This is a genomic window from Pseudomonas antarctica (assembly GCF_900624995.1).
Lineage (GTDB): Bacteria > Pseudomonadota > Gammaproteobacteria > Pseudomonadales > Pseudomonadaceae > Aquipseudomonas > Aquipseudomonas antarctica.
Genome location: NZ_UYXQ01000006.1, coordinates 95,634 through 117,092, shown reverse-complemented (window position 1 = coordinate 117,092; position 21,459 = coordinate 95,634). Strand labels below are relative to the sequence as shown.

18 protein-coding genes are annotated in these 21,459 nt (G+C 60.5%); 8 read left to right on the top strand and 10 right to left on the bottom strand.

Features of this window, described 5'->3' with window-relative positions:
• Window positions 1-71: 71 nt before the first annotated feature.
• Together E0F99_RS31065 and E0F99_RS06695 are read left to right on the top strand one after the other, a co-directional pair.
• Complete coding sequence (locus tag E0F99_RS31065; protein ID WP_408003455.1) at window positions 72-785, top strand: methyl-accepting chemotaxis protein; 714 nt, start codon at window positions 72-74, stop codon at window positions 783-785.
• A gap of 126 nt (window positions 786-911) precedes the next feature.
• Window positions 912-1,337: a hypothetical protein gene (locus E0F99_RS06695; RefSeq protein ID WP_083360194.1), complete on the top strand. Its 426-nt coding sequence runs from the start codon at window positions 912-914 to the stop codon at window positions 1,335-1,337.
• Here E0F99_RS06695 and E0F99_RS06690 read toward each other — a convergent pair.
• Both E0F99_RS06690 and cra read right to left on the bottom strand, forming a co-directional pair.
• The gene (locus E0F99_RS06690; protein WP_083360193.1) at window positions 1,287-2,063 is read right to left on the bottom strand and encodes a TatD family hydrolase; all 777 of its coding nucleotides are present in this window, start codon (window positions 2,061-2,063) and stop codon (window positions 1,287-1,289) included. The genes E0F99_RS06695 and E0F99_RS06690 overlap by 51 nt on opposite strands.
• A 2-nt stretch (window positions 2,064-2,065) precedes the next feature.
• On the bottom strand, window positions 2,066-3,061 hold the full coding sequence (gene cra, locus E0F99_RS06685; RefSeq protein ID WP_083360192.1) for a catabolite repressor/activator: 996 nt from the start codon (window positions 3,059-3,061) through the stop codon (window positions 2,066-2,068).
• Between the two features lie 292 nt (window positions 3,062-3,353).
• Between cra and ptsP the strand changes: the two genes are divergently transcribed.
• From ptsP to E0F99_RS06665, 4 genes are all read left to right on the top strand, one after another.
• Window positions 3,354-6,185 (top strand): phosphoenolpyruvate--protein phosphotransferase, encoded by a 2,832-nt coding sequence (ptsP, locus tag E0F99_RS06680; RefSeq protein ID WP_083360191.1) that lies wholly within the window; start codon window positions 3,354-3,356, stop codon window positions 6,183-6,185.
• Complete coding sequence (pfkB, locus tag E0F99_RS06675; protein WP_083360190.1) at window positions 6,186-7,127, top strand: 1-phosphofructokinase; 942 nt, start codon at window positions 6,186-6,188, stop codon at window positions 7,125-7,127.
• An 11-nt stretch (window positions 7,128-7,138) separates the two neighbouring features.
• Complete coding sequence (locus E0F99_RS06670; protein WP_083360189.1) at window positions 7,139-8,854, top strand: PTS fructose-like transporter subunit IIB; 1,716 nt, start codon at window positions 7,139-7,141, stop codon at window positions 8,852-8,854.
• Between the two features lie 105 nt (window positions 8,855-8,959).
• Window positions 8,960-10,501 carry an alkaline phosphatase D family protein gene (locus E0F99_RS06665; RefSeq protein WP_083360188.1) on the top strand — a complete coding sequence of 514 codons (1,542 nt, stop codon included), beginning with the start codon at window positions 8,960-8,962 and terminating at the stop codon, window positions 10,499-10,501.
• Window positions 10,502-10,570: 69 nt separating this feature from the next.
• Here the strand turns inward: E0F99_RS06665 and E0F99_RS06660 are convergent, their stop codons facing one another.
• Window positions 10,571-13,096, bottom strand: coding sequence for a PepSY domain-containing protein (locus E0F99_RS06660; protein WP_083360187.1), 2,526 nt, complete (start codon window positions 13,094-13,096; stop codon window positions 10,571-10,573).
• A gap of 46 nt (window positions 13,097-13,142) precedes the next feature.
• Here E0F99_RS06660 and E0F99_RS06655 point away from each other — a divergent pair, with 46 nt between their 5' ends.
• Window positions 13,143-13,340, top strand: coding sequence for a hypothetical protein (locus E0F99_RS06655; RefSeq protein WP_083360186.1), 198 nt, complete (start codon window positions 13,143-13,145; stop codon window positions 13,338-13,340).
• A 49-nt stretch (window positions 13,341-13,389) separates the two neighbouring features.
• Here E0F99_RS06655 and E0F99_RS06650 read toward each other — a convergent pair whose 3' ends face one another.
• From E0F99_RS06650 to E0F99_RS06630, 5 genes are all read right to left on the bottom strand, one after another.
• Window positions 13,390-14,553 (bottom strand): type III PLP-dependent enzyme, encoded by a 1,164-nt coding sequence (locus E0F99_RS06650; RefSeq protein WP_083360185.1) that lies wholly within the window; start codon window positions 14,551-14,553, stop codon window positions 13,390-13,392.
• Window positions 14,554-15,002: 449 nt separating this feature from the next.
• The gene (locus E0F99_RS06645; RefSeq protein ID WP_083360184.1) at window positions 15,003-16,160 is read right to left on the bottom strand and encodes an osmoprotectant ABC transporter ATP-binding protein OsmV; all 1,158 of its coding nucleotides are present in this window, start codon (window positions 16,158-16,160) and stop codon (window positions 15,003-15,005) included.
• Complete coding sequence (locus E0F99_RS06640) at window positions 16,157-16,810, bottom strand: ABC transporter permease (protein WP_083360183.1); 654 nt, start codon at window positions 16,808-16,810, stop codon at window positions 16,157-16,159. Before E0F99_RS06640 ends, E0F99_RS06645 begins: the two co-directional genes overlap by 4 nt.
• 14 nt (window positions 16,811-16,824) lie before the next feature.
• A complete protein-coding gene (locus tag E0F99_RS06635; protein WP_083360182.1) occupies window positions 16,825-17,718 on the bottom strand; it encodes a glycine betaine ABC transporter substrate-binding protein in 894 nt (297 codons plus the stop codon).
• Between the two features lie 37 nt (window positions 17,719-17,755).
• A complete protein-coding gene (locus E0F99_RS06630; protein WP_083360181.1) occupies window positions 17,756-18,472 on the bottom strand; it encodes an ABC transporter permease in 717 nt (238 codons plus the stop codon).
• Between the two features lie 331 nt (window positions 18,473-18,803).
• On the opposite strand from E0F99_RS06630, the gene E0F99_RS06625 reads away from it, so the two are divergent.
• Window positions 18,804-20,387 (top strand): peptide chain release factor 3, encoded by a 1,584-nt coding sequence (locus tag E0F99_RS06625; RefSeq protein ID WP_083360180.1) that lies wholly within the window; start codon window positions 18,804-18,806, stop codon window positions 20,385-20,387.
• A gap of 94 nt (window positions 20,388-20,481) precedes the next feature.
• Here E0F99_RS06625 and E0F99_RS06620 read toward each other — a convergent pair whose 3' ends face one another.
• Both E0F99_RS06620 and E0F99_RS06615 read right to left on the bottom strand, forming a co-directional pair.
• Entirely contained in the window at window positions 20,482-20,922 is a 441-nt protein-coding gene (locus E0F99_RS06620) for an EF-hand domain-containing protein (protein WP_130908733.1), read from the bottom strand.
• A 163-nt stretch (window positions 20,923-21,085) separates the two neighbouring features.
• Window positions 21,086-21,433: a hypothetical protein gene (locus E0F99_RS06615; RefSeq protein WP_083360179.1), complete on the bottom strand. Its 348-nt coding sequence runs from the start codon at window positions 21,431-21,433 to the stop codon at window positions 21,086-21,088.
• Between the last annotated feature and the right edge of the window lie 26 nt (window positions 21,434-21,459).

The following is a 21,459-nucleotide window of genomic DNA, read 5'->3' as shown; positions in this document are numbered from 1 at the left end:
AGGCGGTGTCGGCCCACAGCAATCAGGCGGTTTGCGGGCAGCGCAGTCAGATCGAGCAGGTGGCCACGGCGATGAACCAGATGTCTTCCACGGCCCAGGAAGTGGCGCGTAGCGCGGCGGCAGCGGTCAGCAGTGCCCATAGCGTCAATGATGAAACCGCCAGCGGCCGTGGCCTGGTGCAATCCCAGCAAGGCAGCATTGCGCGCCTGGCCTCGGAAATCGATGAGTCGGTGCGGGTCATCAACCAGTTGGCCACCGACAGCCAGTCGATCAGTCGCGTGCTGGAAGTGATCAAGAGCATCGCCGAACAAACCAACCTACTGGCGCTGAATGCAGCGATTGAGGCGGCACGTGCCGGTGAGCAGGGCCGTGGTTTTGCGGTGGTCGCTGATGAGGTGCGCACCCTGGCCCGGCGTACCCAGCATTCCACCGAAGAAATCGAACAGATGATCAGCCGATTGCACAGTGGCGTCGGTGCCGCGGTAAAGGCCATGGGCACCAGCCATGCCGTGGCGAATGGCACCGTGGGGCAGTCGGAAAAGGTCCAGCAGGCGCTGGAAAATATCCTCGGTGCGGTCGGCATGATCGTCGATCAGAACCAGCAGATCGCCGCTGCCGTGGAGCAGCAAACTGCCGTCGCCCACGATATCGACCAGAATATCGTCGCCATCAACCGTGCCGGCGAGCATGCGGCCCAAGGCGCGTATCAGACCGAAGCGGCCAGCCGGCTGCTGTCGACGCAGGTCATCGAGTTGAAGCAATTGATCGGGGCGTTTCGTGTGTAGGGTCGGTGCGTAGGATTTGGTCTTTGTTGGGCGTGGTGCCTGTCTTGATTTGCGTGTGTGTCTTTTTTCCGTGCCGGAATGGGTGAGAATTTGTTTCAACTCGTCCCGGTCCAAGGAGGCACAACGATGAGCGTTTTTATCGGCATCAAAGGGCATTGCGCCTATTGCGACATCACGTTTGAACTCAAGCCTTGGCAACTGAACGCCATCGCCATCCATGAGCCCTTTGATTGCCCGTACTGCCAGCAAATCCTGCAGTTGAGCTGCCCCAGGCAGCTACGCCAATTCAAGTCGCTGGATCACTGGGGCATGGTGCGCCCGAGCATGATGGTCATGACCTGTGCGGTGCTGATCGTGGCGATGGTGGCCGAGTGGCTCGGGCTGCTCAGCGTGATCGGGCAACTCAATGTTTCACTGGTGGTGGTGCTGGTGCACTTCCTGGTGTTGCGTTATGCCCGTTACCGGCAGCGGCTGACGTTGAACTTGCAAGCAGTCAACCCACTACCAATTGAACACATCGCACGCATTGCGTGTGCTCGCCTCGGCCAATAACAAGGGGCTGATGCCCATGCGTTCGGCCAAGGCGCTGCAGATGTCCGGCAGGTGTTGCGGGCTGTTGCGCTGGCCTGGGTACATGACGGGCGCCATATCCGGCGAGTCGGTTTCCAGCACTACCGCCTCAAGGGGCAATTGGGCGAGCACCTTGTGCATGCGCAGTGCCTGAGGCCAGGTGGCCGCACCGCCCAGGCCCAGTTTGAACCCGAGCTTGATGTACTCGCGCGCCTCCTCAAGGCTGCCGGCGAACGCATGGATGATGCCGCCGCGCGGCAGTCGAATGCGCTTGAGTGTGGCGATCACCGCCGCGTGGCTGCGGCGCACGTGCAGCAGTGCCGGGAGTTGGACGTCCACCGCCAGTTTCAACTGGGCCTCAAACAGACGTTGCTGGTGCTCACGGTCCAGCTGTTCGAGAAAGTAGTCCAGGCCGATTTCGCCGACGGCGCACAGTTGGCGGTGACCGTGCAGGCGCGAAAGCCAATCGCCCAACTCCGTCAGATCGGCGGGGCGATGCTCATCGAGGTACACCGGATGCAGGCCGAAGGCGGCGAACAAGCCTTCATCGGTCTGCACCAGATCCCACAACCGTTGCCAATTTTGCTGATACACCCCCAACACCACCATGCGCTGCACGCCGAGTTGGCGACTGTGCGCCAGCACTTCCCGACGATCAATGTCGAAGTCCGGGAAGTCCAGGTGGGTGTGGGTGTCGATCAGTTCCACGCTTAAGCCTCGTGAATACGCTGCTTGAAGGTTCGACCGATGGCGTGCACGCCCGGTTGGTACTGTTCTTCTTCGATGGCGGCCAGGGCCAGGCGCAAGGCGGTATCGGCAATCAACTGATGTTGCTGGGCCATTGCATTGACCGGCAACGGCAGGAAGTCCAGCAATTGGGTGTCACCAAAGGTACCCAGGCGCAACGGTCGCGACTTAAGTGGGAAATCGTGCAGCGCGTCAAACACGCCTTGCAGCAGCACGTAGGAGGTGGTCACCAGTGCGTCGGGCAAATGCCCCAGTTGCTGCAGAAGTTGCTCCATCAGTTGTCGGCCGCAGTCACGGCTGAAGGCTTCACCCTCTTCGATGATGACGTCACCGGTGAACCCTTGCAGGGCTTCGCGGAAACCGGCAGCACGCTCCTGGCTGATGCTCAGCTCGGGGCGTGCCCCTATCAGTGCGATCTGCTTGGGCACCGGTTGCAGCAGGCTGCTGGTCAGTTGCTGGCAGGCCTGGCGGTCGTCGCTGACCACTGAGCAGAACTGCGCAGGCTCCATCACCCGGTCAATGGCAATTACCGGCAGGCCCTTGGCGTGCAGCTCGCGGTAGCTGTCATCGCTGGCCGGCAGGCAACTGGCGACAAACAGTGCATCGCAGCGCCGTGCGCGGAACAGTTGCAACAACTGGCGCTCGCTGTTCGCCTCATCGTCAGAACTGGCGATCAGTAGCTGATAGCCGCGTGCTCGCGCACCTTGTTCCAACAGCTTGGCGATTCGTGCGTAACTGGGGTTTTCCAGGTCTGGCAGGATGAAACCCAACGTGCGCGTATGCCGACTGCGCAGCCCGGCCGCCTGGGGGTTTGGGGTAAAACCATGGGCTTCGACCACCGCACGCACCCGCTCGACGGTTGCCTGGCTGATGCGTTGCTGTGCGGCCTTGCCATTGATGACGTAGCTTGCGGTGGTCACGGACACACCGGCCAGACGTGCGATATCACTGAGTTTCAAACCGGGATTTCCTTGTTTTTTCGAGCTTGCCCCGACATTTTGTCCAATCGTAACCGATTCCTGCGCGCGACTATTGTCTGAGCTCAAGCGCCGAGTGGCCCTTCAAGCTTGCATAATTAGCGCGTAATCTGCCATAAATTCTAGATTAAACGTTTCAGCAGGCGTATTTTTGCGATGTTCGGCGCTGAGTGACTACTGCCAATTGACCGCTCAGTCAGTATTTTTGAACATCCTGCGCTGATTTATTCAAAACAATACCTAGTGCACACACCGCACTAACTAGGAGAACGGCATGCTTGAGCTCACTGTAGAGCAGATATCCATGGGCCAGAGGGCTGTGGATAAATCTGCTGCCTTGCACCTGCTCGCTGACAAACTGGCGGCTGACGGCCTGGTTGCCGAAGGCTACCTCAGTGGCTTGCAAGCCCGTGAAGCCCAAGGCTCGACCTTTCTCGGCCAAGGTATTGCTATCCCTCATGGCACCCCAGAAACCCGTGACCAGGTTTTTTCCACCGGCGTGCGCCTGTTGCAGTTCCCCGAAGGGGTGGACTGGGGCGACGGCCAGATCGTCTACCTGGCGATCGGCATTGCGGCCAAATCCGATGAACACCTGCGCCTGTTGCAACTGCTCACCCGTGCCCTCGGTGAGACCGACCTGGGCCAGGCCCTGCGCCGTGCCAGCTCCGCCGAAGCGTTGCTGAAACTGCTGCAAGGTGCGCCGCAGGAACTGGCGCTGGATGCGCAGATGATCAGCCTGGGCGTGTCCGCCGATGATTTTGAAGAGCTGGTATGGCGCGGTGCGCGTTTGCTGCGCCAAGCCGACTGTGTGAGCAACGGCTTTGCCGCCGTATTGCAGCAAGTTGACGCGCTGCCCCTGGGCGACGGCCTGTGGTGGCTGCACAGCGAGCAGACGGTGAAGCGCCCGGGCCTTGCGTTCGTGACGCCGGACAAGCCGATGCGCTACCTCGGCCAGCCCCTCAACGGCCTGTTTTGCTTGGCCAGCCTCGGCGAAGCGCACCAGACCTTGCTCGAACGCCTATGCGCTTTGTTGATTGAAGGGCGCGGCCAGGAATTGGGCCGCGCCACCAGCAGTCGCGCGGTGCTCGAAGTACTCGGCGGCGAACTGCCGCCCGACTGGCCGAGCGCGCGCATCACTCTGGCCAATGCCCATGGCCTGCATGCACGGCCGGCGAAAATCCTCGCGCAATTAGCGAAAAGTTTTGACGGCGATATCCGTGTACGCATCGTTGATGGCCCGGTAGGCGCCGTGTCGGTGAAAAGCCTGAGCAAGTTACTGAGCCTCGGTGCCCGTCGCGGGCAGGTGCTGGAGTTTGTTGCTGAGCCGACGATTGCGGGTGATGCGCTGCCCGCTCTGTTGGCTGCGGTAGAGGCAGGCCTCGGCGAAGAGGTTGAGCCGCTGCCGACCGTGAGTGCCCAGCCCGCCACCGTCGACATCGAACCGGTGATCAGCGCGCCCGCAGCTGGCAGCCAGGTCCAGGCCATCGCTGCCGCACCGGGCATTGCCATCGGGCCTGCGCATATCCAGATTCAGCAAGTGTTCGATTACCCGCTTCGCGGTGAGTCCTCAACCATTGAGCGCCAGCGCCTGCAGAGCGCCCTGGCTGATGTGCGCCGCGATATCCAAGGCCTGATTGAACGCAGCCAGGCCAAAGCCATCCGCGAGATTTTCATCACCCACCAGGAAATGCTCGACGACCCGGAGCTGACCGACGAAGTCGACACGCGCCTCAAGCAAGGCGAGAGCGCGCAAGCGGCGTGGATGAGCGTGATCGAAGCCGCCGCCAAGCAGCAGGAGGCGCTGCAGGATGCCTTGCTCGCCGAGCGCGCCGCGGACCTGCGCGACATTGGCCGCCGTGTGCTGGCACAACTGTGCGGCATCGACACCGCCGAGGAGCCGAGCGAGCCTTACATCCTGGTGATGGATGAGGTCGGCCCCTCCGACGTTGCGCGCCTGGCCCCGGCCCGCGTCGCTGGCATCCTCACCGCGCGTGGCGCGCGAGCCCTGGGCATTCCCGCGTTGGTAGGCGCAGGCCCGGCTGTGTTGTTGCTCGTGTCCGGCACGCCGTTGCTGCTCGACGGCCAGCGCGGGCGCCTGCATATCGACCCCGACGCCGCCGCCCTGCAACGCGCCACCGTCGAACGCGACACCCGCGAGCAACGCCTGCAAGCCGCCTCGGCCCAGCGCCACGAACCGGCGCTGACCCGTGACGGCCATGCGGTTGAAGTGTTCGCCAACATCGGCGAAAGCGCCGGTGTGGCCGGCGCGGTGGAGCAGGGCGCCGAAGGTATCGGCCTGCTGCGGACCGAACTGATTTTCATGGCCCACCCGCAAGCGCCGGATGAAGCCACCCAGGAAGCCGAATACCGCCGCGTGCTTGATGGCCTCGACGGTCGCCCGCTGGTGGTGCGCACCCTCGACGTGGGTGGCGATAAACCGCTGCCGTACTGGCCGATCGCCGAGGAAGAAAACCCCTTCCTTGGCGTGCGTGGTATTCGCCTGACGTTGCAACGCCCGCAGATCATGGAAGCCCAACTTCGCGCCCTGCTGCGTTCGGCGGACAACCGGCCGCTGCGCATCATGTTTCCCATGGTCGGCAGCGTCGATGAATGGCGCGCGGCCCGTGACATGACCGAACGCCTGCGCCTGGAAATCCCGGTGGCTGACTTGCAACTGGGGATCATGATTGAAGTGCCTTGCGCCGCCTTGATCGCGCCGGTATTGGCCAAGGAGGTCGACTTTTTCAGCGTCGGCACCAACGACCTGACCCAGTACACCCTGGCCATCGACCGTGGCCACCCGACGCTGTCGGCCCAGGCCGATGGCCTGCACCCGGCGGTGTTGCAGTTGATCGACATCACCGTGCGCGCGGCCCACGCCCATGGCAAATGGGTGGGGGTGTGCGGCGAATTGGCGGCGGACCCGCTGGCGGTGCCGGTGTTGATCGGCCTGGGTGTGGATGAGTTGAGCGTGTCGGCCCGCAGCATTCCTGAAGTGAAGGCGCGGGTGCGCGAATTCAGTCTGAGCGAGGCCCAGGGCCTGGCGCAAAAAGCCCTTGCGGTGGGTTCGCCCGCCGAAGTGCGAGCCCTAGTGGAGGCCGTGTAAATGGCGAAGATTCTGACCCTGACGCTGAACCCGGCGTTGGACCTCACGGTACGCCTGGCGCGCCTGGAACCGGGTGAAGTCAACCGCAGCGAAACCCTGCTGACCCATGCCGCCGGCAAGGGTGTCAATGTCGCCCAAGTGCTGGCGGACCTGGGCCATGAAGTCACCGTGGGCGGCTTTCTCGGTGAAGACAACCCTCAGGCGTTTGAGGCGTTGATCGCGCGGCGTGGCTTTGCCGATGCGTTTATCCGTGTGCCGGGCGAAACCCGCAGCAATATCAAGATCGCCGAACAGGATGGCCGGGTCACCGACATCAACGCACCAGGGCCGCAGGTCAGTGAGCAGGCGCAAGCGGCGTTGCTCAATCAACTGACGCTGATTGCGCCTGGGCACGACGCCGTGGTGGTCGCCGGTAGCTTGCCGGGTGGCGTCACTGCGCAGTGGTTCAAAGGTTTGCTGGAACATCTGAAAAGCCTCGGTTTGAAAGTCGCCCTCGACACGAGCGGCGAAGCCTTGCGCGCCGGTTTGCAGGCGGGCCCGTGGTTGATCAAACCCAACACTGAAGAGTTGGCCGAGGCTTTGGATTGCCCCACGGACTCCATCGCGCAACAGGCCCTGGCCGCCGAGCGTTTGCACGCCCAGGGCGTGGAGCACGTGGTGATCTCCCATGGCGCCGACGGTGTGAACTGGTTCAGCCCGGGCACGGCGCTGCATGCCACGCCGCCCAAGGTCAGCGTCGCCAGCACGGTGGGCGCGGGCGACTCGTTGCTAGCCGGGATGCTCCACGGTTTGCTCAGTGCTGATCTGCCGCAAACCACTCTGCGCCGCGCCACGGCGATTGCCGCGATGGCCGTCACGCAGATCGGTTTCGGCATCAGCGATGACGCGCAGTTGGCGCGTCTTGAAAGCGGCGTCCATGTGCGCGCGCTGACAGAACAATAAGAGGGTTTGTGATGAAGTTAGCCATTGTTACTGCCTGCCCGAATGGCATGGTCACCAGTGTGCTGTGCGCCCGCTTGTTGGACGCTGCTGCGCAACGCCAAGGCTGGAGCACCAGCGTGGAAGTGGTGGACGTGCAGCGCCCGGAGCGCCAGTTGTCCCAGGCCACGCTTGATGACGCCGAATGGGTGTTGCTGGTCAGCAGCACGCCGGTGGACATGCAGCGCTTTGTCGGCAAGCGCGTGTTCCAGAGCACGCCGGCGCAGGCGCTGGCGGACGTCGAGGCGATATTGCGCCGTGGCGCCGAAGAGGCGGCCGTCTATGTGGCGACTGCGCAACCGATAAAAAACGCGCCGCGTATCGTGGCGATCACCGCCTGCCCGACGGGCGTTGCTCACACGTTTATGGCCGCCGAAGCCCTGCAGCAAACCGCCAAGCGTTTGGGCTATGACTTACAGGTCGAGACCCAAGGCTCGGTCGGCGCGCGCACGCCACTGAGCCCGGAGGCCATCGCCAATGCCGACGTGGTGTTGCTGGCGGCTGATATTGAAGTCGCCACCGAGCGCTTCGCCGGCAAGAAGATCTACCGTTGCGGCACCGGCATTGCCCTCAAGCAAGCCGAAGCGACCCTCAACAAGGCCTTGGCCGAGGGCGCGGTGGAAAGTGCCGCGAGTGGCGCGGTAGCAAAGAAAACGGAAAAAACCGGCGTGTACAAACACCTGCTCACCGGCGTGTCGTTCATGTTGCCGATGGTGGTGGCGGGCGGTTTGTTGATCGCTTTGTCGTTTGTGTTCGGTATTCATGCGTTCGAAGAAAAAGGCACCTTGGCGGCAGCCCTCAAAACCGTTGGCGACCAGGCCTTTATGTTGATGGTGCCGTTGCTGGCGGGCTACATCGCCTACTCGATTGCCGACCGTCCGGGCCTTGCGCCCGGCATGATCGGCGGTTTGCTGGCGGGTACGTTGGGGGCCGGTTTTATCGGCGGTATCCTCGCCGGTTTCCTCGCCGGTTATTGCGTCAAGCTGATTACCCGCGCAGTGAAATTGCCGCAGAGCCTGGAAGCGCTTAAGCCGATCCTGATCATTCCATTGTTGGCGAGCTTGTTTACCGGCCTTGCGATGATTTACCTGGTTGGGCCGCCGGTCGCGCGGCTGCTCACCAGCCTGACCGACTTCCTCAGCACCATGGGCACCACCAACGCGGTGCTGCTGGGTATCTTGTTGGGCGGCATGATGTGCGTCGACCTCGGCGGGCCCATCAACAAGGCGGCGTATGCGTTTTCGGTCGGCTTGCTGGCGGCATCCAGTGGCGCCCCTATGGCGGCGACCATGGCCGCCGGTATGGTGCCGCCGATTGGCATGGGCATCGCCACGTTCCTGGCACGGCGCAAGTTTGCCCAGACTGAACGCGAAGCCGGCAAGGCCGCGATGATTCTGGGCCTGTGCTTTATCTCTGAGGGCGCGATTCCATTTGCCGCCAAAGACCCGTTGCGCGTGATCCCGGCCAGCATCGCCGGTGGCGCGTTGACCGGCGCATTGTCGATGTACTTCGGCTGCAAACTTGCCGCGCCCCATGGCGGTCTGTTTGTGTTGGTGATTCCGAATGCGATGAACCATGCGCTGCTGTATCTGCTGGCGATTGTCGCCGGCAGCCTGTTGACCGGTTTGGTCTATGCGCTGATCAAACGCCCGGAAGCGGTGGAGCTGGCGGTTGCCTCAGCCAAGGCCTGATGCGATTCAGCATGTGCGAGGGGCTTGCTCCGGATAGCGCAGTGTCATCTGTGCTTCATCCCCGCGTGGTTAAGTGTCCCTTTTGATAGGTAAGAGGGCACCTGCATGAGCCACTTCGATCTCGGCCGTCGCCGTGTGATGCAAGCCGTCGGCGCCGGTCTGTTGCTGCCGGGGCTGGCGCCTGCGGTCATTGCGTCGGTCAAAGACCGGCCGCAACTCACCGACGGTGTGCAGTCCGGTGACTTGCTCGGCGACCGTGCGATGATCTGGAGTCGCAGCGACCGCCCGGCGAAGATGGTGGTGGCGTGGGACACTCGCAGTGTGTTCAGCAACCCGCGCACATTCATCTCGCCACTGGCAGACAGCCGTACCGATTTTACCGCCCGCGTCGAACTCACCGGGCTGCCGCTCGATCAGGCGATTTTCTATCGCGTGCACTTTGAAGACGCCCAGACCGGCGTCGCCAGCGAGCCGTGGTTCGGTCACTTGCGCAGCGTGCCGCAACAGCGCCGCGATATCCGTTTTGTATGGAGTGGCGACACCGTCGGCCAGGGTTTCGGCATCAACCCGGACATCGGCGGCATGCGCATCTACGAAGCCATGCGCCTGCGCCTGCCGGACTTCTTTATTCACAGTGGCGACACCATCTACGCCGACGGCCCGGTGCCGGCGCAACTGACCGTTGAGGGCGGTCGCATCTGGCGCAACATCACCACCGAAGCCAAGAGCAAAGTCGCCGAAACCCTGGATGAATATCGCGGCAATTATCGCTACAACCTGCTCGATGAAAATGTGCGCCGTTTCAACGCCGAGGTGCCGCAGATCTGGCAGTGGGATGACCACGAGGTGGTGAATAACTGGTCGCCGAGCAAGCAATTGGATGAGCGTTATCAGACCAAAGACATCAACACCTTGGTCGGCCGCGCACGTCAGGCTTGGCTTGAATATTCACCGATGCGTCGACAAAGCGTCGATGGCGGCGGGCGTATCTACCGCAAGCTCAGCTATGGCCCGTTGTTGGATGTGTTTGTGCTGGATATGCGCAGCTACCGTGGCCCCAACGACGATAACCTGGGCGGCGAAAAACCTTTTATGGGCCGTGAGCAGTTGGATTGGCTCAAGCGCGAACTCAAGGCCTCTCAGGCACAGTGGAAAGTCATCGCCGCCGACATGCCTATCGGCCTTGGCGTGCCCGACGGCGAGGTCAGCCCCGGCGTGCCGCGCTGGGAAGCCATTGCCAACGGCGACCCTGGCCCGGCGCAAGGCCGCGAGCTGGAAATCGCCGAGCTGTTAGGGTTTTTGCGCGCGCAGCAGGTGCGCAATCATGTGTGGCTGACGGCGGATGTGCATTACTGCGCGGCGCATCACTACCACCCGGACCGTGCGGCGTTTCAGGATTTTGAGCCGTTCTGGGAGTTTGTTGCCGGGCCTTTGAATGCGGGGAGTTTTGGGCCGAACGCACTGGACAAGACGTTTGGGCCTGAGGTGGTTTTCGAGAAGGCGCCGCCTGCGCAAAACACCTCACCGTTTGCCGGGTTTCAGTTTTTTGGCGAAGTGCAGATTGATGGGCAGACGGCGGAGCTGACCGTCATCCTGCGGGATCTGGATGGGGTCTCAGTGTTCGAGCAGAAGCTGCAACCGGTCTGATTTGACCTGCAATCAAATGTGGGAGGGAGCAAGCCTCCTCCCCTATTTGATCTATGTTCCTTCAGGGGCTCAATACACATCCCGACGATAGCGCCCTTGCTCGATCAAGCGCTCCACGGTCTCGCTGCCGAGCACCTCGTGCAGCACCTGATCCACGCCAGTCGCCATGCCCTGCAAACTGCCGCAGACATAAATCGCGGCGCCGTCTGCCAGCCATCGGCGCAGCACGTCCGCCGATTCGCGTAGACGGTCTTGCACGTAGATCTTCTCGTCCTGATCACGGGAAAACGCCAGGTCCAGCAAGGCCAGATCACCGCTGGCCAACCAGCCTTGCAGCTCGTCCTGGCACAAGTAGTCATGGGCGATATTGCGTTCGCCGAACAGCAGCCAGTTGCGTTGCTGGCCATCGGCAATGCGAGCCTTGAGCAAGCTGCGCAAGCCGGCAAGGCCCGTGCCGTTGCCCAGCAGAATCAGCGGCACTGGCGCCTCCGGCAAATGGAAACCACTGTTGCGACGCAGGCGCAGGCTAATGCTTGAGCCGATGGCAGCGTGTTCGGTCAGCCAGCCCGAGCCCAGGCCCAGGCGACCGTCAGGGTGCCGTTCCTGGCGTACGATCAGCTCCACTACGCCGTCGCTGGCAATCGAGGCGATGGAGTATTCGCGCAGGCCCAGCGGCACCAATGCGCTCACCAGCGCCTGAGCGTGCAGGCCGACCAGGTGCGCACGGTTGTCCGGCAGTTGGCGTGTCGCCAGGGCTTGGTTGAGGGTTTGCGCCAGGCCGTCGATCAGCACGCTGTCGTTGCCGGCCAGGCCCAGGCCTTCGAGGAAGTGTTCGATGGCGCATGGGCCATTGCGCGGCAGTACTTCCACCAGGTCACCTGCCAGCCAGCTTTGTGGTGACGGCGGTGTGAGGCCCAGCAGGTAAATGTTCGCGCCGACGCTGTCACGATTGAGCAGGGTACGTTGGGTGAGTGTCCAGTTTTCGTACTGGGCGGTCTGCCATGCCGCTGCAGGTGCGTGACCCGTGAGTTGGCTCAGTTGCTGTTGCCAGGTGAGCAAGGCGTCGGCGTCACCACTGTCGACTTCCACCGGCGCGAACAGCGGGTTGCCGCCTTGGTGAGTCAGCCAGAAATGCAGACGCCGGGCAAAACCGCAGAAGTGTTCGTACTGACGATCACCCAGAGCCAGCACCGAGTAATTAAGACCTTTAAGCGCCAGGTCCTGGCCGAGCACGCTGCGCTCAAAACCACGGGCGCTGTCAGGGGCTTCGCCGTCGCCGAAGGTGCTGACTACAAACAGCGCATTGTCTGCCTGGCGCAGGTCGTCCGGGCTGACATTGCCCAAGGGTTGCACCTTCACCGGCAGGCCGGCGGCCTGCAATTGCCCAGCCGTCTGCCATGCAAGCTGCTCGGCGAAGCCACTCTGGCTGGCAAAACCGATCAACCAGGCCGAGGCATCGCCAGGGTTGGCGCCGAGGCCTTTGCGTGCGTCGCGCACGTGGCGTTTCTTGCGGCGACGGTCGAGGTACAGCAGCCAGCCGGTAATAAAGAACAGCGGCATGCACAACGCGCTGAGGGTGAGAATGATGCGGCCCACCAGGCCGAAATAACTGCCGGTATGCAGTGCGTAAATACTGGTCAGCAATTGCGACTTGAGGGTCTTGCTGGCGTACCTGTCATGGGCGTTGACCTCGCCGGTGGATGGGTCGAGGTTGATCTGGTTCAGCGCGCGGTCGTGAGGCGATGATTTGAGCCGGTAATAAACAATGGCCGGTTGCCCGGCGACGGCCGGCATGCGGATGTTGTAGGCGCTTAAGCCGGGGCCGGCGTTGGCGTAGATACTGCTCCAGATAGCGTCGTAATTGGCCACCGGCGCGGGGCCTTCTGGCGCCGGCCCGCGCTTGCGCATGCGTTCATTTTGAGGGGCATCGGAAAGCAGTTTGGTCAGGCCCTGGTTGTACCAATCGTAGGACCAATACAGGCCGGTCAGCGCGGCCAACAGATAAAACAGCAGGCACCAGGTGCCGAACACCGAGTGCAAATCCCAGTTGAAGCTGCGACCCTTTTTGCGCCAGTCCACTGTCAGCCAGGCGCGCCAGCTCGCCACCTGGCGCGGCCAGCGCAGGTACAGGCCGGAAAGGCAGAAAAACACCAGGATCAGCGTACACGCGCCAGTGATTTGCCGGCCGGTGTCGCCCATGGCCAGGAAACGGTGCAGTTGCAGCACAAAAACGAAGAAATCCTGGCCGACCGCGTCGCCCATGTAGTCGCCCGTGTAGGGGTCGAAGTAGCGTATTTGGCCACGACGCTCGCCGGGCGGTGCGCTGAAGATCACCCGCGCAGCGTTGGCGCTTTCGCTTTCCACCCACAGCATCGACACGGTCTTGCCTTCGGTGGCCTCAAGCTTGCGCACCAGCTCGGCAGGCGGCAGTACGCCGGCTTCGCGTTTTTCGACGTGCAGTACCGTCGGGTTGAGCGCCCGCAGAATTTCATCCTGGAACGAGACCGTCGCCCCGGTGATCCCCATCAACGCCAGCACCAGCCCGGCCGTAATGCCGAAGAACCAGTGCAACTGGAACAGGGTTTTCTTCAACACGTCTGACGGCCTCGCTGAGCTGGATAGATAGGTCACGGCGCGCATTATGCCGTGGCTTAACGAGAAATATTCTGTTTTGCGCGCAAAAGCGCTGCGCCTTTGCCAAACGCTGGAAAATACCAAGTGGGCCGACGGTGAAATCACTGCCGGGCCCCCGTCCGTCAACACCAAGCGCAACCTGCACTTGCCCGAAGGGCACCGGCTGGCCCATGTCTACCCGCGACGTGCCGTGGCCTTTTCCTGAGCCATAAAAAAACCCATGACATGTCATGGGTTTTTTGTGTGCGGCTGGCTTACACGTAGTAAGACTTCAACGGCGGAAAGCCATTGAACTCAACCGCGCTGTAGCTGGTGGTGTACGCGCCGGTCGACAACCAGTACATCCGGTCACCAATCGCCAGGTTCAGCGGCAGGCCGTACTTGTAGTTTTCGTACATGATATCGGCGCTGTCACAGGTAGGGCCGGCGATCACGACTTCTTCCATCTCGCCTTTCTTCTCGGTCCAGATCGGGAACTTGATGGCTTCGTCCATGGTTTCGATCAGGCCGGAGAACTTGCCCACATCCGTGTACACCCAACGCTCGACGGCGGTACGCGATTTACGTGCAACCAATACTACTTCGCTGACCAGGATGCCGGCGTTGGCGATCAACGAACGGCCCGGTTCCAGGATGATTTCCGGCAGGTCGTCGCCGAAATCTTCCTTGAGGAAGCGGATGATTTCTTCGGCGTAGGTTTCCAGGCTGTTGGTGCGGGTGATGTAGTTGGCCGGGAAGCCGCCGCCCATGTTGATCAGCTTGAGGTGGATGCCGTCTTCTTCTTTGAGGCGCTCGAAGATCACTTTGACCTTGGCGATCGCCGCGTCCCACACGCTGATATCGCGCTGTTGCGAGCCGACGTGGAACGAGATGCCGTACGGCACCAGGCCCAGGTCACGGGCGAGGATCAGCAGGTCCATGGCCATGTCGGTCTGGCAGCCGAATTTACGCGACAGCGGCCAGTCAGCCGTGGTCGAGCCTTCGGTGAGGATACGCACGTAGACTTTCGAGCCCGGCGCGGCCTTGGCGATGTTGCGCAGGTCGGCTTCGGAGTCGGTGGAGAACAGGCGCACGCCTTTATCAAAGAAGTAGCGGATGTCCTTGGATTTCTTGATGGTGTTGCCGTAGCTGATACGGTCGGCGCTGACGCCACGGTCCATGACCTTGTCCAGCTCGTAGATCGAGGCGATGTCGAAGCTCGAGCCCTTGTCTTTCAACAGGTCGATGATCTCGACAGCCGGGTTGGCCTTGACGGCGTAATAGACTTTGGCGAATTCGAAACCGGCGCGCAGGTCATCGTAGGCCTGGCTGATCATCGCGGTGTCGATCACCACGAACGGGGTTTCTTGCTTGTCGGCGAACGCCTTCATTTTGTCAAAGGTGGCGCGCGCGAAATAGTCTTCGACGTTGATCGACATGCTGGGAGACTCCTAAGGGCAAACTAAATTGATCAATGGGTGCAAATGAACGTCCTCCGTATCCCCACTTTGGTTCGCCTACTTCCCAAGGCATGTCGCCGAAAGCAAAAAGGCCATGGGCGTAACCGCTTCCCTTGGCCTTGCTGTCTCGTCGTCAGTACTTGAGCCGGATGGATCGTTTCCAGCATGGACGTTCGGCGCGAACTTTAGGGCTTGATGGGCGTGGGATCAACTAAAAATGTCGCGTTTTTGCACGCGTTCGTCGCGCGACCTTGTGCAGCTACTTATGTAACCGACAGGTGTGACGGATTGATGTTCCCCGGATGGGGTAAATCAGGAGGATTTGCGGTGCCTTCATCGCAGGCAAGCCAACTCCCACATTTGAATTGCATTCATCTGTTGGAATGCATTTCCCTGTGGGAGCCGGGCTTGCCCGCGATAGCGGTCTATCAGGCCAACGCTGTCTCGGCAGGCGAAACAATGCTGGTCTTACCGCCACGCGACTTACCGGAACTGAGGTACTCAGCAATCGACTCCTGCGTCACCTCACCCAGGAACACCCGCTCCGCATCCATCACCGGCAACCACGAACGGTTGAACTCGTACATGCGCGACAACAGGATGCGCAAATGCTCGTCATACGCCGCGGTGGCGTTGAACTCGCGCAAGTACTGGCCGCAGGTACCGGTCTGACGGTGCAGATCGCGACGTCGTACATAACCCAGTGCCTTGTTTTCGGCGCAGGTGACGACCACATAGCGGCGGTCAGTTTCGTCCATCAGTTCCAGCGCCTCGGCCACCGGGGTTTGCGGGCTTACCGACGGCGCGTTATCCGCCGCATCTTCGGCTTTTACCAGCAGCAGGCGCTTGAGGGTGCTGTCCTGGCCGACGAAATTGCTCACGAACTCGTCAGCCGGATGCGCCAGCAGGGTGTCCGGGTGGTCGATCTGCAGCAGCTTGCCGGCGCGGAAGATCGCAATCTTGTCGCCCAGCTTGATCGCTTCGTCGATGTCGTGGCTGACCATGATCACGGTCTTTTTCAACGCGCGTTGCATCTCGAAGAACTCGTTCTGGATCATCTCGCGGTTGATCGGGTCGACCGCGCCGAACGGTTCGTCCATCAACAGCAGCGGCGCATCGGCCGCCAGCGCGCGGATCACGCCGATCCGCTGTTGCTGACCACCCGACAGTTCACGCGGGTAGCGATGCAGGTACTGCTTGGGTTCCAGCTTGATCATGCTCATCAACTCGCGGGCGCGGTCGTGGCATTTCTGTTTGTCCCAACCGAGCAGCTTGGGCACGACCACGATGTTTTCCTCGATGGTCATGTTCGGGAACAGGCCGATTTGCTGGATCACGTAGCCGATGTTGCGACGCAGGGTCACTTCGTCGAGGTCGGTGGTGTCTTCGCCGTTGATCAGGATCTTGCCCGAGGTGGGCTTGATCAGGCGGTTGATCATTTTCAGCGTGGTGCTCTTGCCGCAGCCCGACGGGCCGAGGAATACGCAAATTTCGCCTTCATTGACAGTCAGGCTCACGTCGTTCACGGCAGAGATTGTTTTGCCGTTGCTTTGAAAAGTCTTGGTCAGGTTTTGAAGTTCGATCATTTGAGCAGTCCTTTTGGAGTCAGCGAGCGTTGCAGCCATTGCAGAAGCAGGTCGGCGAAGATGGCCAGAAGACTGACCAGTACGGCGCCAACGATCAGCATCGACATGTCGCTGCGGCTGATGGAAGCCAGAATAAGTACACCCAGGCCACCGGCGCCGATGGTGGCGGCGATGGTCATCACGCCGATGTTCATCACCACGGCGGTACGCACGCCAGCGAGGATCACCGGCACGGCGATGGGCAACTCGACCATGCGCAGGCGCTGGCCGAAGGTCATGCCGATGCCTTTGGCGGCTTCGCGAATGCCCGGTTCCACGCCGGTCAGGGCCAGGTAGGTGTTACGCATGATCGGCAGCAGGGAGTAGAGGAACACCGCAGTAATCGCTGGCATCGGCCCCAGGCCCTGGCCGAACTTGGAGTAGAACGGCAGCAGCAGGCCGAACAGGGCGATGGATGGCACGGTCAGCAATACCGTGGCGCTGGCTTGCAGCGGGCCGGCCAGGGTCGGGAAGCGGGTCATTAGCACGCCAAGGGGCACGCCGACGACAATCGCCAGGATCACGGCAATACCGACCAAGGTGATGTGCTGCCAGGTCAGGTGCAGGACGAGTGCCCAATCAAGATGGGAAAAGGCGTTCAGGAATTCCATGTCTTCTCCTCTAATCAGTTGAGCGGATGTTGGCGCAGGAAGTCTGCGGCGACAGCGGACGGACTTTCATGGTCGACGTCGACTCGCGCATTCAATTGACGCATGGTTTCATCGTCGAACAGCGCGGCCAACGGCTTGAGGTCAGCCGCCAGTTGCGGGTGAGCATCGAGGTAGGCCTGGCGCACCACGGGGGCGGCGGTGTAGTCCGGGAAGTAATGTTTGTCGTCTTCCAGCAGCTTCAATTTGAAGGCACTTAGGCGACCGTCGGTGGTGTAAACCAAACCGGCAAATACCTGGCCATTACGTAGCGCGGTATAGACCAGGCCGGCGTCCATCTGGCGTGTGTTTTTGCGGGTCAGGTTCATGTCGTACAGCTTGACCATGCCGTCCATACCGTCGGAACGGTTGGCGAATTCGGTGTCCAGGGCCACCAGGCGCGTGCCTTTGTTTGTTTGGGCCAGGGCGTGGGTCAGGTCGCTGATGTTGTTGATCTGCGGGAATTCCTTGGCCACGTTCTCTGGCAGCGCCAACGCGTAGGTGTTGCTGAATTTCGACGGCGACAGCCAGGCAAGGCCTCGTTTTGCATCGAGTTCTTTTACCCGTGCGTAGGACTCTTCGCTGCTGAGTTTCTCGTCCACATGGTTGTAATTCACCAGCGACACCCCGGTGTATTCCCAGAGCATATCCAGTTGCCCGCTTTCTTGGGCGCTGCGCGCCAGGTTACTACCCAGACCGCCGGTCACGCGGGTGTCATAGCCTTTGGTGCGCAGGTACTGGGCCGTGATTTCGGCGAGCAAAGTCTGTTCGGTGAACACTCGGGCACCGATGCGGATCACCGGTTTTTCAGCGGCTTGCGCAATACCTGCCAGCAGCAGGACGCAGCTCAATATCAACGTCAGTTTCTTCATGTTGGTTCCTCTTTCAGGCCTAAGACGGGGCCAAGCCTTAAGACGCACGCAACCCGCGTTCCAGCCAGAGGCGGCTGGCCATGGTCACCAGGCCGTCGAGCAGCAATGCCAGCAACGCGGTACATGCCGCACCGAGCAGCAGTTGCGGATGGTTGTTCAGGGCGATGCCGGGGAAGATCAGGCTGCCCAGGCTGTTGGCACCAATCAGGAAGGCCAGCGGTGCGGTGCCGACGTTGATCGCCAGGGCCACGCGCACACCGCCGATAATGATCGGCACGGCGTTTGGCAGTTCCACGCGAAACAGCACCTGGCGCGGCGTCATGCCGATGCCGGTGGCGGCTTCTTTGAGGGAGCCTTGCACGTTTTTCAGGCCTTCGTAGGTGTTGCGCACGATGGGCAGCAAGGAGGCGAGGAATAGCGCGAAGATCGCCGGGCCGCTGCCGATGCCGAGGACGCCGAGGGCGATGGCCAGTACGGCCAGGGGAGGGACGGTGTTGCCGATGTTGAAGATCTGCATGAAGCGTTCTGCGCGCCCGACCATGTTCGGTCGGCTGAGCAGGATACCGGCGGGGATCCCTACAACGAGGGCAGCCAGCATGGAGACAAGAACGAGGATCAGGTGTGCTTGCAGGTAAAACAACAAATCGTCGCGGTACAGTTCGATCGTGTTAATGCCGATCCAGTGGACCAGCAGGGCCAGGAGAGTGACGACGATCACGCCTCCTATCAGCCCTTTGCCATAGCGAATAGCCACAGGCGGACTCCTTTTTTTCTTCTGTCGGCGAACACAATTCTCTGCGGCATGCCATTTCTGGCTGCCTCTGAATGGGGTCGCGAAAAGCAGTTCGTCTATACCGGCAACGCGGTATGAGTTCGAACCATGAGCGCAGCCTCGTCAGGCTAACTTGCTGATTTTTCAGCCCCTGTTCCGAGTGCGATAGCAGGGGAGTGGACGTCTCTACCTTTTAAAAGGTTCCACACTTGGCAGCATTTAGCCACCCCCAATGGGCTGAACGGTGGTCCGGCGCCTGGGGTTTGCGCTATACTCGCCGCCCTTTTTTGACTCACCTGCCAGGCGATTTCCCATGACCCACCAGGCCGCCGAAGTCGCGAAACGCCGCACTTTCGCCATTATTTCCCACCCCGATGCCGGTAAAACCACCATCACCGAGAAGCTCCTGCTGATGGGCAAGGCAATCGCAGTGGCCGGCACGGTGAAATCCCGCAAATCCGACCGCCATGCCACCTCCGACTGGATGGAAATGGAAAAACAACGGGGTATTTCCATTACCACGTCGGTCATGCAGTTCCCGTACCGCGACCACATGGTCAACCTGCTCGACACGCCGGGCCACGAAGACTTCTCCGAAGACACCTACCGCACATTGACGGCAGTGGACTCGGCCTTGATGGTCCTCGACGGTGGTAAAGGCGTTGAGCCACGTACCATTGCGCTGATGGACGTGTGCCGTCTGCGCGACACGCCGATCGTCAGCTTCATCAACAAACTCGACCGCGACATCCGCGACCCGGTCGAGTTGCTCGATGAAATCGAAGCGGTCCTGAAGATCAAGGCCGCGCCGATCACCTGGCCGATTGGTTGCTATCGCGACTTCAAGGGCGTGTACCACCTGGCCGACGACTACATCATTGTCTACACCGCCGGCCACGGTCACGAGCGCACCGATGTGAAAATCATCGAGAAGCTCGACTCCGACGAAGCCCGCGCCCACTTGGGTGACGAGTACGACCGGTTCGTCGATCAGTTGGAGCTGGTGCAGGGCGCCTGCCACGCGTTCAACCAGCAGGAGTTCCTCGACGGCCAGCTGACGCCTGTGTTTTTCGGTACTGCACTGGGCAACTTCGGTGTCGACCACGTGCTCGATGCCGTCGTGAACTGGGCGCCCAAACCTCTGGCTCGCGTCGCCAACGAGCGCACCGTGGAACCGGTCGAAGAGAAATTCACCGGCTTTGTGTTCAAGATCCAGGCGAACATGGACCCCAAGCACCGCGACCGTATCGCCTTCATGCGCATTTGCTCGGGCAAATACGAAAAAGGCATGAAGATGCGCCATGTGCGCACCGGCAAGGACGTGCGCATCGGCGACGCCCTGACCTTCTTCTCCTCCGAGCGTGAACAGCTCGAAGAAGCCTACGCGGGCGACATCATCGGCTTGCACAACCACGGCACTATCCAGATCGGTGACACCTTCACCGAAGGCGAAGTGCTGGGCTTTACCGGTATCCCGCACTTCGCCCCGGAACTGTTCCGCCGCGTACGCCTGCGTGACCCGCTCAAGTCCAAGCAACTGCGCCAAGGCCTGCAGCAACTGGCGGAAGAGGGCGCCACCCAGGTGTTCTTCCCCGAGCGCAGCAACGACATCATCCTCGGCGCCGTCGGTGTGCTGCAGTTCGACGTGGTCGCTAGCCGCTTGAAAGAGGAATACAAGGTCGAGTGCTCCTACGAGCCGATCACCGTGTACTCCGCGCGCTGGATCGATTGCAGCGATAAAAAGAAGTTGGAAGAGTTCTCCAACAAGGCTGTGGAAAACCTTGCGGTGGACGGCGGCGGTCACCTGACTTACCTGGCCCCGACCCGGGTCAACCTGGCGCTGATGGAAGAGCGCTGGCCGGATGTGAAATTCCGTGCGACGCGTGAGCATCACTAAAAAATGAGAGGGGCCATACGATTCGTATGGCCGCTCTTGGTGAGTTGCGTATCATCGACTCATAATGAAACGACTCAGGCGAGCATTCGACTGACTACCGTTTAGTTGGAAAGTAACTGTTGGTCGTTGCCTCGCTGACAAATTGGTCATATTCGGGGCGTGAGATAAAACCGTTGGTGTCTTTGTCTGCCGTCTTGAAGGCAGCGTCATCAAATTCTGATTTGTTGGCGTAACCCCGTTCCGTTGCTGTTTTAACGTAGCGGTCATCCATATAGATACTCCATTCCTGTCTTGACAGTTGCCCATCCTTATTTCGCTCGGAATAGTCCCAGTTATCATTGTACGTCGTGTTGTAGAGACCTGCGCAGGCAGTGATGTTTAACAAGACGAAGAGGGGTGCAAATAGAGTAAGGAATCGCTTCATTTCGGTAAGCTCGGCAATGGGTTGGTACCGGGACTTTAGTGGTGGATATTCGAGGGATGCAATAAGTTCGATTGAAAGGTTACAAATTTCAGAACTGTCTTGCTGTGCCATGTTTTAAAGACTTTTTTACGTAAGATTTTTTACCGGGTCGAGGTATAGGTGACGTCATCACAAACCCCCTGAGGCGTGAGCCTTATGAAGGTCAAAGCGGCACAAAAAAGGCGAAGACTTTATGGCTTCGCCCTTTTTAACAGGTTGCCAATGACCGTGAAATTTATAAGAAGTTCGGCCCGGCGGGAAGTTGTTTGAGCGCCAGTTCAGCGCCCGCGCGAGCCGTTTCAATTTGTGCAATCACAGCATCCTTTACCACCGCTTCGTTAAAGTCACTAGGCGCTTGGTGTTTAATATGATCTACGCTGAGATACAGTAAATGCAGAGCGACGTCCATGGCGCTTTGAAACGCGATAAGTGTGCTGTCATTGCCAAATTTTTCAATCACGCCCTCCCAGCGCCGATCCGACTCTGTTTGGAGTTTTTTGAATTCAATCAGAGAGACATCGTTATCCTCGTAGATGTCCTTTAATAATTTTTTAAGTGAGCGGGATATAGGGCGATACTTCATGTGAGGTTTTCCGTGTCCAGTGAAGA